The organism is Burkholderia sp. AU18528, assembly GCF_002223215.2.
GTDB lineage: Bacteria > Pseudomonadota > Gammaproteobacteria > Burkholderiales > Burkholderiaceae > Burkholderia > Burkholderia semiarida.
The window spans coordinates 418,298-433,591 of the sequence record NZ_NKFC02000007.1 but is presented as its reverse complement, the minus strand read 5'-3'; the positions used below and the strand labels follow the sequence as shown (position 1 = coordinate 433,591).

Below are 15,294 nucleotides of genomic sequence, written 5' to 3'. Positions count from 1 at the left end.
CGCACGTCACGGCTCGCGCGGCTAAAAAGGCCGTGCTACTCCATCGCGTCGCCAACGTAGTCGCGCATCGCGGCGATCATCGGCGAAATTCGTTCGCGGAGGTGCGCATGAAGGTATCTGACCGCCGGCGAGAACTGGCGACGATGCGGACACACGAGGCTCAGCGGAGCCGCCTCGCCTCGCTGATCGGGCAGCAATACTGTCAGGCGCCCCGCTCTGACGTCGTCATGGACATCGAGCCAGGATTTGTAGGCAATGCCCCTGCCCTCGACAGCCCAGCGCCGCGCGATTTCGGCATCGTCGCACAGCAGCACACCCTTCACCGTGACCTGCCGCCTCACGCCGCTTGCGGGGAACAGCCAGCGATCGTAGACACGCCCACCGAGCACGTAGGGCAAACAGTCGTGCAAAACGAGCTCGTCGAGCGACGCAGGCGCGCCGTGCCGTTTCACGTATTCCGGAGCGGCGACGAGCACTCTTCGATTGCTTTCGGCGAGCGGAAGCGCGACGTAGCTTGCGGCCTCCGGCGCGCCATAGCGGATAGCCACGTCCACCGGATCGCGAAATACGTCGGTCACGTAGTCGGACAACGAAAGCTTCAGCACCAGCTTCGGATGCGCATCGCGGAACACGCCGAGCCAGGAAAGCAATGCATTGCGTCCGATATCCGACGGTGCGGCGATTCGCAACGTACCTTGCAACGCGTGCTTTCCTCCGTGCAACCGCTCACGCCCCTCGTGAACCATGGAAAGCACTTCCTCCGCATAGGGCAGGTACTGCTCGCCTTCCGCGGTGAGTTTCAGGCTTCGGGTGGAGCGTGCAAAGAGACGGGTATCCAGCTCGCGCTCGAGCCTTTGAATCGCGGCGCTCACTTGCCCTGGCAGCAGATCGGCTTCCCTCGCCGCATTCGAGAAGCTGCCGAGCGCCGCGGCTCTCACGAATAGTTGAAGGTCCTCGAGCCGCACCATTTTCATTCCTGGAGTGAAAGTCCTCCCTAATGTAACGCGTTTTTCCCGCAGTCGAGGTCGAGCAGTATTTCACTCACACGCTGGCGCCCGGTCTGCAGCGAGCAGCCCGGCGCCACTCAACCATCATTCGGAGTTCATCCATGAAAGCGGTTGTCTATACACAGCATGGCCTGCCCGCGGACCATCCCGAGTCCCTTCTCGATGCCGAGGTGTCCAAGCCCGAAGCCGAGCCGCGCGACTTGCTGGTCAAGGTCGACGCGATCGCCGTCAATCCCGTCGACACGAAGGTTCGTATGGGGTCGCCCACCGAGCAGCCGCGGATCCTGGGATGGGACGCCGTCGGAACCGTCGAGGCAATCGGAAGCAACGTTTCCATGTTCGCTCCGGGAGACAAGGTTTTCTTCGCGGGCTCGATCGCCCGGCCCGGCGCGTATGCGCAATATGTTCTGGTCGACGAGCGTATCGCAGGCCGCAAGCCCGCGACGCTCTCCGATGCTCAAGCGGCAGCGTTGCCGCTTACGTCGCTGACGGCGTGGGAACTGCTCTTTGATCGCCTCGGGATCGCCGAGGGCGCCGGTGCCGGCGATGCATTGCTGATCGTCGGTGCGGCCGGCGGCGTCGGCTCCATGCTGACGCAACTGGCGCGTCAACTGACGGGGTTGCGTGTAATCGGGACGGCGTCTCGCCCCGAAACGCGCGCATGGGCGCAAGCGCTCGGTGCACACGACGTCATCGACCATACGCAGCCGCTACTCGAGGGGCTGCGCCGCATCGGCGCCCCGCAAGTGCGCTACGTCGCCAGCCTCACTCAGACGGACGTCCATTACGCGCAGCTCGTCGAGGCGCTGGCGCCGCAGGGCCGACTTGCCGTGATCGACGACCCCGACACGCTGGACGCGATGCCGCTCAAACGCAAGTCGATTTCGCTTCATTGGGAACTCATGTTCACACGATCGCTGTTCGAAACCGCGGACATGGTCAGGCAGCACGAAATCCTCGATCGCGTCTCCACCCTCATCGACGACGGTACGTTGCGCACGACCATGGCCGATCACTTCGGAACCGTCAATGCCGAAAATCTCCGGCGCGCCCATGCCCTCATCGAGAGCGGTCGCGCGCGAGGAAAGATCGTGCTGGAAGGCTTCTGACGCACGCCGACGACGCCCTGTATCGCCATTCCGAACATGCTGGACAAGACCGGAGAACAAACATGCACTTCCCGCATCGACGCATCACGAGATTCACCTCCCTCCGCCGGACCGCAACCGCACTGGCAGCCGGCTTGAGTTTCACGCTGCTGGTCAACCAGGTGTTGGCGCAACCGTCCGCGCCGGCAACGGCGCCGGCGGTTCAGGCGACCGACCGCACCATCGGCGCGATGGACACGGTGGCCACCTTTTCCGGCCCGATGCCCACCGGCGTGACGGTTGCCGAGAACGGCCGGATTTTCGTCAATTTCCCGCGCTGGGGCGACGCCGTGCCTTTCACCGTTGGCGAGTTGCGTGACGGCCGCGTCGTCGCCTATCCAAACGCCGAGATCAACCATGCCGATGCGGCGCACCCGTCCACGCACTTCCTGAGTGTCCAAAGCGTCGTTGCCGACGGTCACGGCAAGCTCTGGGTTCTGGATACCGCCGCACCGAATTTTTCGGAGCCGGTCGCGGGCGGCGCGAAGCTCGTCGCCATCGATCTCGCAACCAACCGCGTCGTCAAGACGATCGTGTTCCCCGCGAACGTGATGCGCGCCCAGACCTATGTGAACGACATGCGCTTCGATTTTCGCATCGGAAAGGCCGGAGTCGCTTACGTGACCGACTCCTCGCTGTCGGGCATCGGCGGCCTGATCGTGATCGACCTCGACAGCGGAAAGGCGATGCGCCGCCTGACCGGCGACGTGTCGACGTCGGCGGATCCTCGCTTCGTCCCGGTCGTCGAAGGCCAGTCGTTGAAAGTCCGCGACCCGAACGGGACCACCAAGCCCTTTTCCGTGGCGTCCGACGGCATCGCGCTCTCCACGGACGGCCAGACCCTCTACTACTGCCCGCTGTCGAGCCGCCATCTCTACTCGATTCCGACCGCGATGCTGCGCGATCCGTCGATCAGCGACGCGCAACTGGCGGCCGCGGTGAAGGATCTCGGGGAGAAAGGAGCGTCCGACGGTCTTGCCAGCGACGCGAACGGCAATGTCTATGCCGGCGATTACGAGCACAACTCGATTCGCAAGCTCGAGCCGGGCGGCGAATGGCAGACGATCCTGCACGATCCGCGCGTGCTGTGGCCCGACACGCTGTCGGTCGGTCCGGACGGTTACCTCTACTTCACCGCGAACCAGCTTCACCGCCAACCGGTATTCCACGGCGGCAAGGACGAGCGCCAGAAGCCGTACGCATTGTTCCGCGTACGCATCGGCGCAGGTCCCGCACCGACCCGTTAATCCCTTTCGCCATCGCCGACAACCGGAGTCCCGCACATGAATCTCGCCGACGCCATTCATGCCCGCCATACCGTCAAAGCCTTCGAGGGCGGCAAGTCGCTTCCCGCCGCGCAGGTCGAAACATTGCTGTCGCTGCTTCACCAGTCGCCGTCCTCGGTGAATTCCCAACCGTGGCATTTCGTGGTGGCCGCGACACCGGAAGGCCGCGCGCGCATCGCGGCCGCCACAACGGGCGCCTACGCGTACAACGAGGCCAAGGTCGTCAATGCATCGCACGTCATCGCGATGTGCATGCGGACCGACATGGACGACGAACACCTTCAGGCCATTCTGGAGCGCGAATCGGTGGATGGTCGATTCAAGACCGCCGAAATGCGCGCCGCGCAGAACAAGAGCCGCCGCTCGTACGTCGACATGCACAAATACGAGCTGCGCGATACGCCGCAATGGATGGAAAAGCAGGTCTATCTGGCGCTGGGCGGCCTGCTGCTCGGCGCGGCGGTCCTCGGCGTCGATGCAACGCCGATGGAAGGGTTCGACAGCCGCGCGCTCGATGCAAGCCTCGGCCTGCGCGAACGAGGCCTGACGAGCGTCGTCATCGTGTCCCTGGGTTTTCGCAGCGGCGACGACTTCAACGCGGATCTGCCCAAATCGCGGCTGCCGCGCGAACGGATATTCACATTCATTTGATCACCCGAAGCAGGCTTGCCGCCCGCGCGGCAAGCGTTCCGAGCTACCGTTTCGCGCACGCTCGGCTGCACGACTTCGAGGAGCGTCATCATGTCCGAGTTGATTCGGATGGACACGCACGGCCGCACCGCGACCGTGCCCTCGTCCAGATATGGCGGTGCGCTGTTATTGGGCGCGGCGATTTTGTTGTGGGGCGCGAACTGGCCGGCGATGAAGCTCGGCCTGGCGCACGTCACACCGCTGTGGCTGTCGGCAGCACGGTTCGCATCCGGGGCGCTGTGCCTGTTCGTCGTGCAAGCTGCGACCGGGACGCTGCGCTTGCCGAAGCGCGCCGACCTGCCGTTTCTCGCCAGTGTCGGCTTGCTTCAGATGTTGGCGTTCACCGCGATGAGCGCCGTCGCGCTGCACCACGTGAGCGCCGGCCGTTCCGCCGTGCTCGCCTATACGACGCCGATCTGGGTGACGCCCGCGTCGGTGCTGGCATTTCGCGAGCACCTGTCCGTGCGTAAAGCATTCGGCACGGCACTTGGCGTGGCCGGGGTGCTGCTGCTTTTCAATCCGCTCGATGTCGACTGGCACGATCGTCAGGCCGTTGTCGCGCACGTCATGCTGCTCGGCGCGTCGCTGTGCTGGGCGGTCTGCATTCTTCATCTCCGGCATTTCCGCAGCGCGTCGAGCGCCTACGTGCTCGCGCCCTGGCAAATGCTCGTTGCCGCCGTACCGCTCGCCGTGCTTGCCAGAGTGCTCGAGGGGCCCTACACGGGCGACGGCAGCCTCAGCCTGACGTCGGCGCTGATCTACATCGGTCCGATTGCAACGGCATTTTGCTTTTGCGCGGTGAATGCCGCCAACACGCGCATGTCGAGCACGAGCATGGCGACGGCGATGTTAGGCGTTCCCGTCGTCGGCCTCATGACGTCGGTCCTCTTTCTTCACGAGCATCTCACGATGGGGCTTGCGGCAAGCGTCGTTCTCATCGTGGCCGGCATCGCGCTCTCTATCGCATCACGCTGACCTTGATCGTCTGAACCAGGAGAATGCCATGGTCGATCTCGACCCGACTCAACCCAGACTCACGCTCGTTACCATCGACCTGTCGTTCCATCGCGCGGCCTCCGGCGTCGTGCGGCGGATATTGAACGAGCATGGCGTAACGGTCGACGAAATATTCGCACCGCACGAAGAAGCCTTCCGGATTCTGCGGGAAGGGCGAGCCGACATGCTGAGCAGCGCGTGGCTCCCGAGCAGTCATAGTCTCTACCTCGCTCCGTTCGAGCAGGACGTGCACAAGATCACCGTCCTTTACCGGCCATATGCATTGTGGGGCGTACCCGACTATGTGCCCGAAAGCGCGGTGAGCTCCATCTCCGATCTGAAACGGCCGGATGTGGCGTCACGGATGGTGAAGCGGATTCAGGGCATCAATCCCGGCGCGGGCATCAGCAGATTTTCCCGCGAAATCGTCGCGCAGTACGGCCTGGCGGACGCAGGGTATCACTTCGAAAACGGCACGCTCGACGATTGCGTACGCGCCTTCGAGGAGGCCGTCGCCGCGCGCCGGTGGGTGGTGGTTCCGCTTTGGACTCCACAGTATCTTCACGAGCAATACACCATCCGCGAACTCAAGGACCCGAAGGGTCTGCTCGGCGGCACGGACGACGCCACGTTGATCGTCAGAAATTCGTCGCTTGACGCGATCCCGTTGGCCGCATTGTCCGAACTGCGCACTCTCAGCCTCGGCAACCGGGAAACGAGCCGTCTGGACCATGTCCTCTCACGCACCGGCTCGCCGCGAACGACCTGAGGCGCCACGGGCGAGCACCGTCGGTGACGAACGCGTAGACGACGCGTATCGACCGAAACCGCCGCGAACGTCGACGGCCGTTATGCAGTTCGCGCGAACGAATATTCGGAGTAAGTGAAATGACTTTATGGGCGGAGCGCATTGATCGACACGTCGCCTCGCCAATAAACTGCATCGCACTACATCGCAATCGCCGAGAAACAGAAGACTGAAACGAGCCGGCCGAGATGACGCAACCGGCTCGGCGTTTCCCGGCAGATGTCATTCACTTCGTAACCATCGACGGAACAACATCATGACGCAAGCACACAAAGGCACCGCACTGATCACGGGCGCATCGTCGGGTATCGGTGCGGTCTATGCCGAACGACTCGCACGCCGCGGGTTCGATCTGATTCTCGTTGCACGCAACAAGGATCGGCTCGACGCATTTGCGAAGCGCATTACCGACGACACGCAACGCAGTGTCGAAGCGATCGCCGCGGACCTCGGCGATTCGCGCGCGCTGGCGGCCATCGAAGCGAAGCTGCGCACGGACGCGAGCATCACGCTGCTCGTGAACAATGCCGGTGTCGGCACGCATAAGCCGCTGCTCGAAAGCGACGTCGACGCAATGACGCGCATGATCGATCTCAACGTCACGGCGCTGACGCGTCTCACCTATGCAGCAGCGCCCGGCTTCGTCGCTCGCGGCCACGGCGCGATCATCAACATCTCGTCCATCGTTGCGATCGGGCCCGAGCTGCTGAACGGCGTGTATGGCGGAAGCAAGGCATTCACGCTCGCGTTCACGCAGTCCCTTCATCACGAACTGGCAGACAAGGGCGTGCAGGTTCAGGCCGTTCTCCCGGGCGCGACGGCGACGGAATTCTGGGAGATTGGCGGGCTCCCGCTGGACAACCTCCCGAAGGAGATCGTCATGTCGGCTTCCGACATGGTCGACGCAGCGCTGACCGGCTTCGACCGTCAGGAACTCGTCACGATTCCATCCCTGCACGCAGGAGAAGAATGGGCCGCATACGACGCCGCCCGCCGCGTGATGATTCCCCATCTCTCGAGCAATACCCCCGCGGCGCGTTACGCCGTCGCGCAATAAACGCAGCAAACCTTTTTCGCAACCGCTCCAGTCGTCCATTCAAAGGAACTCCGATCATGAAACTCACCGGAAACACTGTCTTCATCACCGGCGGCACGTCGGGTATCGGCCGCGCTTTCGCAGAAAACCTTCACAAGCGTGGCAACAAGGTCATTGTCGCGGGGCGTCGCAAGGCGTTGCTGGACGAGATCGCTCGGGCCAATCCGGGTATCGACACCGTGGAGCTGGACGTCGGCGATCCCACGCAGATCGAGCGTGTCGCGCGACAGCTGATCGCGGACTATCCGACGCTGAACGTCGTGATCAACAACGCGGGCATCATGCCGTTCGATGACGCCGGCGGTGCGCTGGACGACGCGCAAGCCGTCCGGCTCGTGAACACGAACCTGCTCGGGCCGGTGCGTGTCAGCGCCGCGCTCGTCGAACATCTGAAGGCGCAACCCGAGTCGTTCATCATCAACAACAGCTCCGTACTGGCATTCGTCCCGCTTGCCGCCACGGCGCTCTACTCCGCGACGAAGGCGGCCATTCATTCGTACACGATGTCGCAACGCTTTGCGTTGCGCAATACGAGTGTCCGCGTGCTGGAAATCGCCCCGCCGTGGGTCGACACGGATCTGATCCACAAGAGCGGTGATCCGCGAGCAATGCCGCTGGACGCCTTCATCGCCGAGACGATCCAGCGTCTCGAAACCGCGACGACGGAAGTCGTGGTCGAGATGGCGCAGCCGCTGCGTAACAACGTCGGCCCCGACGAGTATGCGTTCGTCGATCAGTTCAATCAGGCGCTCGTCGAGAACCCCATTCCGGTAGCCTGAGCCGCCGCGAAGAAGGACTCCGGAGGGTGGCCCTGCGACGCCGCCTTCCGCCCCCCGCAATTCGATCACTCACCGAACGACAAACGACTTGAGGCTGACAACAATGTCCGACAAGAGCCTGACGACCGCCGCCGGCGCCCCCGTATCCGACAACCAGAACTCGATGACCGCCGGCGCGCGTGGCCCGGTCGTACTGCAGGACATGTGGCTCGTTGAAAAGCTGGCCCATTTCGACCGCGAGGTGATTCCCGAGCGTCGCGTACACGCAAAGGGATCGGGCGCCTTCGGAACGCTGAAGGTCACGCACGACATCTCGCGCTACACGAAAGCCAAGGTCTTCGACCAGGTTGGCAAGGAAACGCCGATTTTCATGCGATTCTCGACGGTCGCGGGCGAGCGCGGCGCCGCCGACGCGGAGCGCGACGTGCGCGGTTTCTCGATCAAGTTCTACACGGAGGAAGGGAACTGGGACATCGTCGGCAACAACACGCCCGTGTTCTTCGTGCGAGACCCGCTCAAGTTTCCGGATTTCATCCACACGCAAAAGCGCGATCCGCGGACGAACATGCGCAACAACGTCGCGGTGTGGGATTTCTGGTCGCGCCATCCCGAGTCGCTGCATCAGGTCACGATCCTGATGAGCGATCGAGGCATCCCGAAGAACTACCGGCAAATGCACGGCTTCGGCTCGCACACGTTCTCGTTCGTCAACGCGGCGAACGAACGCTTCTACGTGAAGTTCCATTTCAAGTCCGCACAAGGCATCGAAAACTATACGGATGCGGAAGCCGCTCGCGTGGTCGGTCAGGATCGCGAGTCCGCGCAGCGCGATCTCTACGAGGCGATCGAACACGGTAACTTCCCGAGATGGCATTTCCGCATCCAGGTGATGCCGGAAGCGGACGCATCGAAAGTGCCGTACAACCCGTTCGACATCACCAAAGTCTGGCCGCACAACGATTACCCGCTGATCGACGTCGGGACGATCGAGCTGAACCGGAACCCCGAGAACTATTTCGCGGACGTCGAGCAGGCCGCGTTCACGCCGGCGAACGTCGTACCCGGAATCGGGTTTTCGCCGGACCGCCTGCTTCAGGGGCGGCTGTTTTCGTACGGCGACGCGCAGCGCTACCGGCTCGGCATCAATCATCACCAGATCCCCGTCAACGCACCGCGCTGCCCGTTTCACTCGTTCCATCGCGATGGCGCGATGCGTGTCGACGGCAACCTCGGCAGCACCGTGAACTACGAACCCAGCCGTCAAGGCGACTTCGCCGCGAATCCAGCAGCGGCCGAACCGCCGGTGCAGGCAGGCACGGTCGACCGTTACGACCATCGTGACGATGACGACTATTACAGCCAGCCCCGTGCGCTGTTCCGTCTGTTCAGCGCCGACCAGAAGGAGAGACTGTTCGCCAACATCGGGCGGGCGATCAGCGGCGTCCCGCAGGACGTGGTCGACAGAGTGCTCGCCCATCTCGAGCGCATCGATCCGGCGTATGCCGCCGGTGTCCGCACTGCGATCTGGGCCGAGTAAGGCCGGCGTGCGCGCGCCGAGCGGACGTCGCGCGTCGATCTCGCGGATTCGCCTGTCGGATTAATCAAGGAGTAACGTTATGGAAAGCGCGAAGCAATACGAATATCTGTTCCTCGGCGGCGGCAAGGGCGGAAAATCCCTGGCGATGGACCTCGCCCGAAGCGGCAAGCGCGTCGCCGTCATCGAACGCGGCATGATCGGCGGTTCATGCATCAACGTCGCGTGCATCCCCAGCAAGACGTTGATTCAGAACGCGCGCAACATGCATGCGTGGCGAGCGGCGTCCGCCGACGCGCACCATCTTGCAGACATGGCGCGCGTGCATGCGAACGTCCGTGCAGTCGTCGACGGCATGGTGGATATCAACCGCCGCGCTTTCGAACAGTCGGGCCTCGATCTCGTGATCGGTTCCGGTCGGTTCGTCGCGCCGCGACGCATCCTCGTTCGGGCCGGCGACGGCTCCGAACAGCTGTTCGAAGGCGAGAACGTCTATATCAACACCGGCACCGTGGCGGCGGTTCCGGACGTGCCCGGCCTGCGTGATTCGAGCCCGCTCACACACGTTGAAGCGCTGAACCTCGACGTGCTGCCGAAAAAGCTCATCGTGATCGGCGGCGGCTACATCGGCCTGGAGATGGCCCAGGCGTTTCGGCGCCTCGGCAGCGAGGTCGCACTCATTCACGACGCACCGCGGGTCGCCATTCGCGAGGACGAGGACGTCAGCGTCGAAATCCAGCGCGCGCTCGAGGACGACGGCATCTCGCTGCATCTGTCTGCCCGGATTACCGGCGTAAGCGGGCGGTCGGGTACGGGCGTCACGGTCAAGCTCGACGACGGCACATCGATCGACGGCAGTCATCTGCTCGTCGCGGCAGGCCGGCGGCCGGTCACCGACGACATCGGCCTGGATCTGGCAGGCGTCGATCGCGACGAGCGGGGCTTCATCAAGGTCGACGACGCGCTCGCGACTACCGCTGAACGAACGTGGGCGATCGGCGAGGTCGCCGGCACGCCGATGTTCACGCACGCGTCGTTCGACGACTATCGCGTACTGAAGGCCGGTATCGAAGGGCGGGCAGGCAGCGCGGCAGCGCGCATCATTCCGTACGCGTTGTTCACCGATCCGGAACTGGGGCGTATCGGCCTGAACGAAGCGGACGCCAAGGCGCGCAATACGCCCGTCATCGTCGCGAAATTGCCGATGGCGGCCGTGCCGAGAGCCCGCACCAACGGAACGACGCGAGGCTTCATGAAGGCACTCGTGGCGCCCGAAACCGGACAGATCCTGGGCTTCACGATGGTCGGCTCGGGGGCGGGCGAAGTGATGTCGGTCGTGCAAATGGCAATGATCGGCAACCTGCCGTACACATCCGTGCGCGACGCCATCATCGCCCACCCGCTTCTCGCCGAAGGCCTCAATCTGCTCTTCGCCACCATCAAATAAGCGAGTGCCTTTGCCATTTGCCTGGCTTGCCCCCACCGAACGCGGGGCCAGCCCGATGCTCGTGCCGCCACGACGCGCTTTGCGTCGCGGCGGCTTTCGCGCTTCCAAATCAGTCGTCGCCGCCACGATAAAAATGCTGACAGCCGCTCTCCTGCGATCGACACTATCCGGTAAAATCTCCGGACGAGTTCGAATCGCGCAACACCAGCCCGTCATGTGCCGCACGGGCAGTTCCGCGATCGCGGGCCCTGAGAAAAATATGCCTTCGTCAACACCGGCGTCCCGGTCCGGACGCCTCGAGTGAACGATAGGCAAAGTCGCCGTTCTTCCACCTCATCCAGCATTGCCTGCGCCTCGTTACCGACGCGAACGAAGTGCGGGCACGGCCGTGCGTCGTGGAGTGGATACATGAATTGCTGCTGGCATCCGATATCGACGATCACTGGCGTCGATGTCGACACATTTGTGCGGCCTTGCTCGCCGAGCAACGGGGGAACCTCTTGGATCTGAACGCGACGCGCGCATCCGGTCATCCGGTCGATAGCAACGACCCGAACGACGAAGCGCGGGAAAATCGTATTTCGCGGCATCTCGCGCTGCGAATCCTGCCCATTTTCATGTTTGCGTATGTTGCCGCATACGTCGACCGCATCAACGTCAGCTTCGCGAAACTCCAGATGGGGGTCGACCTGGGTTTCACCGATGCGGTGTTCGGATTCGGCGCGGGTACTTTCGCGCTGGGCTACGTGGTGTTCGAAGTTCCGAGCAACATGATCCTGCAGCGGGTGGGCGCCAAGCGATGGCTCACGCGAATCATCCTGTCGTGGGCGATCGTTTCGGCATTGACCACCTTCATCGCGACGCCCAAGCAGTTCTATGTCATGCGCTATCTGCTCGGGGTGGCGGAGGCCGGGCTCGTGCCCGGCATCGTTTATTACATCTCCCAGTCGTTCCCGCGATACCACCGCGCGCGGGTGCTGTCCACCTTCTACGCGGCGCTGCCGCTGTCCGGTCTGATCGGCTCGCCGCTGAGCGGCTTCATCATGGAGTATTTCGACGGAATCGGCGGGCTTTCCGGCTGGAAATGGATGTTGATGGTCGAGGCGCTGCCTGCGTTCGTCGCCGCGCTTCTCTGCTGGAAGTATCTCGAGGACGATGTCACCCAAAGCCGCCACGAGACGGAGGCCGACAGAGCCTACCTCACCCGAACGCTTGCCGAAGATCGTGCTCTCGCCGCTTCGGCGAACAACAACGCGATGTTCGGCAGCTGGATCTTTTGGGTATTCGGGCTGATCTATTTCCTCGACGTCGTCGGCATTTACGGCTACACGCTGTGGGCGCCCACGATGATCAAGTCGCTCGGCGTGGGCAGGGATCTCTTCATCGGATTGATCGCGGCGCTGCCCAACGCGTTCGCGATGATCGTGATGATCACGGCCGGACAAAGCGCGGATCGCCGCCGAGAGCGGCGCGTCCACACCGCCGCCCTATTCTTGCTGGCAGCGTTGGGGCTGACACTCGCCCTCGTCTGGCACGGCAATCTGTGGCTTACCGTGATGGCACTGTGCATCGCGAATGCGGGATTGCTTTCTCTTCCCCCGGTGTTTTGGGGAATGCCCACGGCGGTTCTCGGCCCCGGCAACGCCGCCAGCGGCATCGCATGGATCAGCGCGATCGGCAACATCGGCGGCTTTTTCGGCCCCTATGTGGTCGGCGTTCTCAAACAGTCGTCCGGGAGCTTCGCGCTTCCCGTCTCGTGCATGATCGCGTGCCTGTTGCTGGGCTTCTGCCTGACGCTGTCGTTGCCGAAACACATCGTCAACAGATAGCCCCCGGGCCGCGATTCCGGTTCGCTCCGGATCGACAGGGCGATGCGGCCGGATCGCCCCACCGGCGTGTTCCGTTGCGCTGACGCGGCGCGGCGCCCACGCGCGTCGAGATCGGTACTGCTACTCCGCGGTGGGATCCAGCCCCAGCGATTGCGCGCCCAGCACGAACTCGGGCAGGGTTCGCGCGCCCATCTTCCGCATTGCGTGGCCGCGATGGATCTTCACGGTGATTTCGCTCAATCCGAGCTCTGCGGCAATCTGCTTGTTCAGGAGGCCGCTCACGACGTATTTCATCACCTCGCGCTCGCGCGGCGTCAGCGTCTGGTAGCGGCGGCGCACGTCGGCGACACGGCTCTCCGACTTCCGCCGCTTCTCATCCTTCAGCAATGCATTCTGGACGACATCGAGCATGTCCTGGTCGCGAAAGGGCTTGGACAGGAAATCCAGCGCCCCGTTCTTCATCGCCTTCACCGACATCTCGACATCGCCATGAGCCGTAATGAAGATGATCGGCAGCTGCACGTCGCCCGCGACGATCTGCTCCTGCAACGCCAGTCCGCTCTGTCCTTTGAGCCGGACGTCGAGAATCAGACAGCTCGGCACATCGGGCTTGTCGAAATCCAGAAACTCCTGCGCGGAGCCAAAGAGCTCGACACTCAAGCCAACCGAGCGAAACAGCCGGCCGAGCGCCTTGCGCATGGAATCGTCGTCGTCGACAACGTACACGACGGAGTTTGTTGCGATGAGATCGGGACCGTGGCTCATGACTGCGTGATTCCTTCAAGCGGTAGAACAAACTGCATCGATGCACCCTTGTTTTCTTGCGACTCGGCCCAGATGCGGCCGCCATGCCCCTCAACGATCGAACGGCAAATCGAGAGCCCCATGCCCATGCCCTCCTTCTTGGTGGTGAAGAACGGCGTAAACAACGAATTGACGTCTTCGCTGCGAATGCCGGGGCCGGAATCCTCCACGCGTACCTGCACGTTCGCGCCATCGACCAGCCCGGTCGACACGACCAGAGTCCGCTTGCGGTCCGCGACGTCGCTCATCGCCTGAACGGCGTTCATCAGGAGGTTGATGATGACCTGCTGCAACTGGACACGATCTCCGCGGACCCAGAGCGACGGCTCGCAGCTTTGCGCGACCTCGACGCCGTGAATCTGAAGCTCGCGGCGCACGAGATCGATCGATTGTTCGACGATGGACGTCACGTCGACGAGCGCGTCGTCCCTGTCTCTGCGCTTGGCCATCGCACGGATCTGCCGGATGATATCCGTCGCCCGTCTCGCGTCGTCTGTCATCTGCTCGACGGAATCCCGCACCTCGACGAGATCCGGCACGTCGTGGTCCAGCCAGCGCAGCCCTGCCTCACCCGACGTGACTATCGCAGCCAGCGGTTGGGTGACTTCATGCGCGATCGAAGCCGCCAGCTCGCCGAGCATCGTTACCCGCGTGACATGCGCCAGCTCCGCGCGCGATCGCTCGAGCGCCTGCTCGGCTTGCCGGCGCGCCTCGATGTCGGTGTTGACGCCGTACCAGCGCAGGATCCGGCCGTCTCCGCCGCGCAAAGGTGCGGCACCGACGATCATGCAACGATACTCGCCGCTGCCGAGCTGGACGCGCGCCGTCACCTCGAACGGGCTTCCCGTGGAAATCGCCTGGCGCCACGCGGCGCGCAACGTCTCGATGTCGTCGGCATGAACGATATCGCGCCATACATCCGTGCCGTCACTGGTCCGCACACCGTAATCCGTCCAGCGCCGATTGAGGTACAGCAAGCGCCCGTCTTCGTCCGTGCTCCAGACCATCGCGGGAATCGCGTCGACGGTGGCCACGAGCTCTTCCTTCTGGCGGCGCAATTCGGCTTCCAGCGATTTCGCCTGAGTGACGTCGCTATCGGTGGAAAGAATGGCGACGGGCAGGCCCGACTTGTCTCGCGACACGATCCATCGGCTGGAAATCACGACGCGCTCGCCGTTCTTGCGAATGCGCGTGAGCTCTCCCTGCCAGTTGCCGTGCGCCACCGTCTTCTCGATCAGGTCGGCAATCGGCAGCGCGGCGCCGGTGCGCGTCAGCTCATGGAACGCTTTCCCGAACGCTTCTTGCGCGCTCCATCCGTATAGGCGCTCCGCGCCTTTGCTCCAGAAGCGGATACGCCCGTCGAGCCCGTACACCACGATCGCGTCGTGGGTCAGATTGAGCAAGTCGACCTGGTTCTGCAGCGTCGCCCTGCTGCTCTGATTGCGCAACGCCAATGCCGAGACCGTCACGATCGCGATGACGCTCACGATACAGCGCGCGAGAGAACTGACGGCTATCTGGTCGCTCTGAGCCAGAAGAAATCCGAGGACCGTCAGGGATACGCAGGCCCAGGCCACGCCGACGGTGACCGTTTGGGACGCGACCGACGCGACCAGCAGCACCACGACGACATACAGAACCGCGACGGCGACGTCGACGGGCGCAAACGCGTCGACAAGGAATACCGCGAGGCCCAACGCAATCGCGACCGCGTATACCGCGGGCTGACTGTTCCGGAGTTGCGCCTGGAGATTGGGCCCGAGCTCGGACGCACGCGCCGCCGCGAGTTCGGCCGGAGCGATGACCGGATCCGCGTATGCGCCGTGGCCGTCACCCGCCTGGCGGTCGTTATTCATAGAGTCACTCGGTA

General features: G+C 63.4%; 13 protein-coding genes. 10 read left to right on the top strand and 3 right to left on the bottom strand.

Annotated elements, in window-relative coordinates:
* Positions 1-35 precede the first annotated feature (35 nt).
* The gene (locus CFB52_RS28730; protein WP_059581376.1) at positions 36-968 is read right to left on the bottom strand and encodes a LysR family transcriptional regulator; all 933 of its coding nucleotides are present in this window, start codon (positions 966-968) and stop codon (positions 36-38) included.
* A 140-nt stretch (positions 969-1,108) separates the two neighbouring features.
* Between CFB52_RS28730 and CFB52_RS28725 the strand changes: the two genes are divergently transcribed.
* From CFB52_RS28725 to CFB52_RS28680, 10 genes are all read left to right on the top strand, one after another.
* Positions 1,109-2,116 carry a zinc-binding alcohol dehydrogenase family protein gene (locus CFB52_RS28725; RefSeq protein ID WP_059581379.1) on the top strand — a complete coding sequence of 336 codons (1,008 nt, stop codon included), beginning with the start codon at positions 1,109-1,111 and terminating at the stop codon, positions 2,114-2,116.
* 62 nt (positions 2,117-2,178) lie between these two features.
* Positions 2,179-3,402, top strand: a complete 1,224-nt coding sequence (locus CFB52_RS28720; protein WP_099318127.1) for an L-dopachrome tautomerase-related protein — start codon at positions 2,179-2,181, stop codon at positions 3,400-3,402.
* 36 nt (positions 3,403-3,438) lie between these two features.
* Positions 3,439-4,092, top strand: a complete 654-nt coding sequence (gene nfsB / locus CFB52_RS28715; protein WP_059581384.1) for an oxygen-insensitive NAD(P)H nitroreductase — start codon at positions 3,439-3,441, stop codon at positions 4,090-4,092.
* A 90-nt stretch (positions 4,093-4,182) separates the two neighbouring features.
* Positions 4,183-5,106 carry a DMT family transporter gene (locus CFB52_RS28710; protein ID WP_059581387.1) on the top strand — a complete coding sequence of 308 codons (924 nt, stop codon included), beginning with the start codon at positions 4,183-4,185 and terminating at the stop codon, positions 5,104-5,106.
* Between the two features lie 28 nt (positions 5,107-5,134).
* Positions 5,135-5,896, top strand: coding sequence for a glycine betaine ABC transporter substrate-binding protein (locus tag CFB52_RS28705; protein WP_099318125.1), 762 nt, complete (start codon positions 5,135-5,137; stop codon positions 5,894-5,896).
* A 295-nt stretch (positions 5,897-6,191) separates the two neighbouring features.
* Positions 6,192-6,992 (top strand): SDR family oxidoreductase, encoded by an 801-nt coding sequence (locus CFB52_RS28700; RefSeq protein ID WP_099318123.1) that lies wholly within the window; start codon positions 6,192-6,194, stop codon positions 6,990-6,992.
* Between the two features lie 56 nt (positions 6,993-7,048).
* Positions 7,049-7,810: an SDR family oxidoreductase gene (locus CFB52_RS28695; RefSeq protein ID WP_050012423.1), complete on the top strand. Its 762-nt coding sequence runs from the start codon at positions 7,049-7,051 to the stop codon at positions 7,808-7,810.
* Positions 7,811-7,913: 103 nt separating this feature from the next.
* On the top strand, positions 7,914-9,347 hold the full coding sequence (locus tag CFB52_RS28690; RefSeq protein ID WP_059645005.1) for a catalase: 1,434 nt from the start codon (positions 7,914-7,916) through the stop codon (positions 9,345-9,347).
* Between the two features lie 79 nt (positions 9,348-9,426).
* The gene (locus CFB52_RS28685) at positions 9,427-10,791 is read left to right on the top strand and encodes an FAD-dependent oxidoreductase (RefSeq protein WP_099318121.1); all 1,365 of its coding nucleotides are present in this window, start codon (positions 9,427-9,429) and stop codon (positions 10,789-10,791) included.
* A 500-nt stretch (positions 10,792-11,291) separates the two neighbouring features.
* Positions 11,292-12,620, top strand: a complete 1,329-nt coding sequence (locus CFB52_RS28680; RefSeq protein ID WP_089465886.1) for an MFS transporter — start codon at positions 11,292-11,294, stop codon at positions 12,618-12,620.
* Between the two features lie 120 nt (positions 12,621-12,740).
* Here the strand turns inward: CFB52_RS28680 and CFB52_RS28675 are convergent, their stop codons facing one another.
* Positions 12,741-13,385, bottom strand: coding sequence for a response regulator transcription factor (locus CFB52_RS28675; RefSeq protein WP_059581405.1), 645 nt, complete (start codon positions 13,383-13,385; stop codon positions 12,741-12,743).
* Positions 13,382-15,280, bottom strand: coding sequence for a PAS domain-containing sensor histidine kinase (locus CFB52_RS28670; protein ID WP_060317628.1), 1,899 nt, complete (start codon positions 15,278-15,280; stop codon positions 13,382-13,384). The genes CFB52_RS28675 and CFB52_RS28670 overlap by 4 nt, the downstream gene beginning before the upstream one ends.
* Positions 15,281-15,294: the final 14 nt, after the last annotated feature.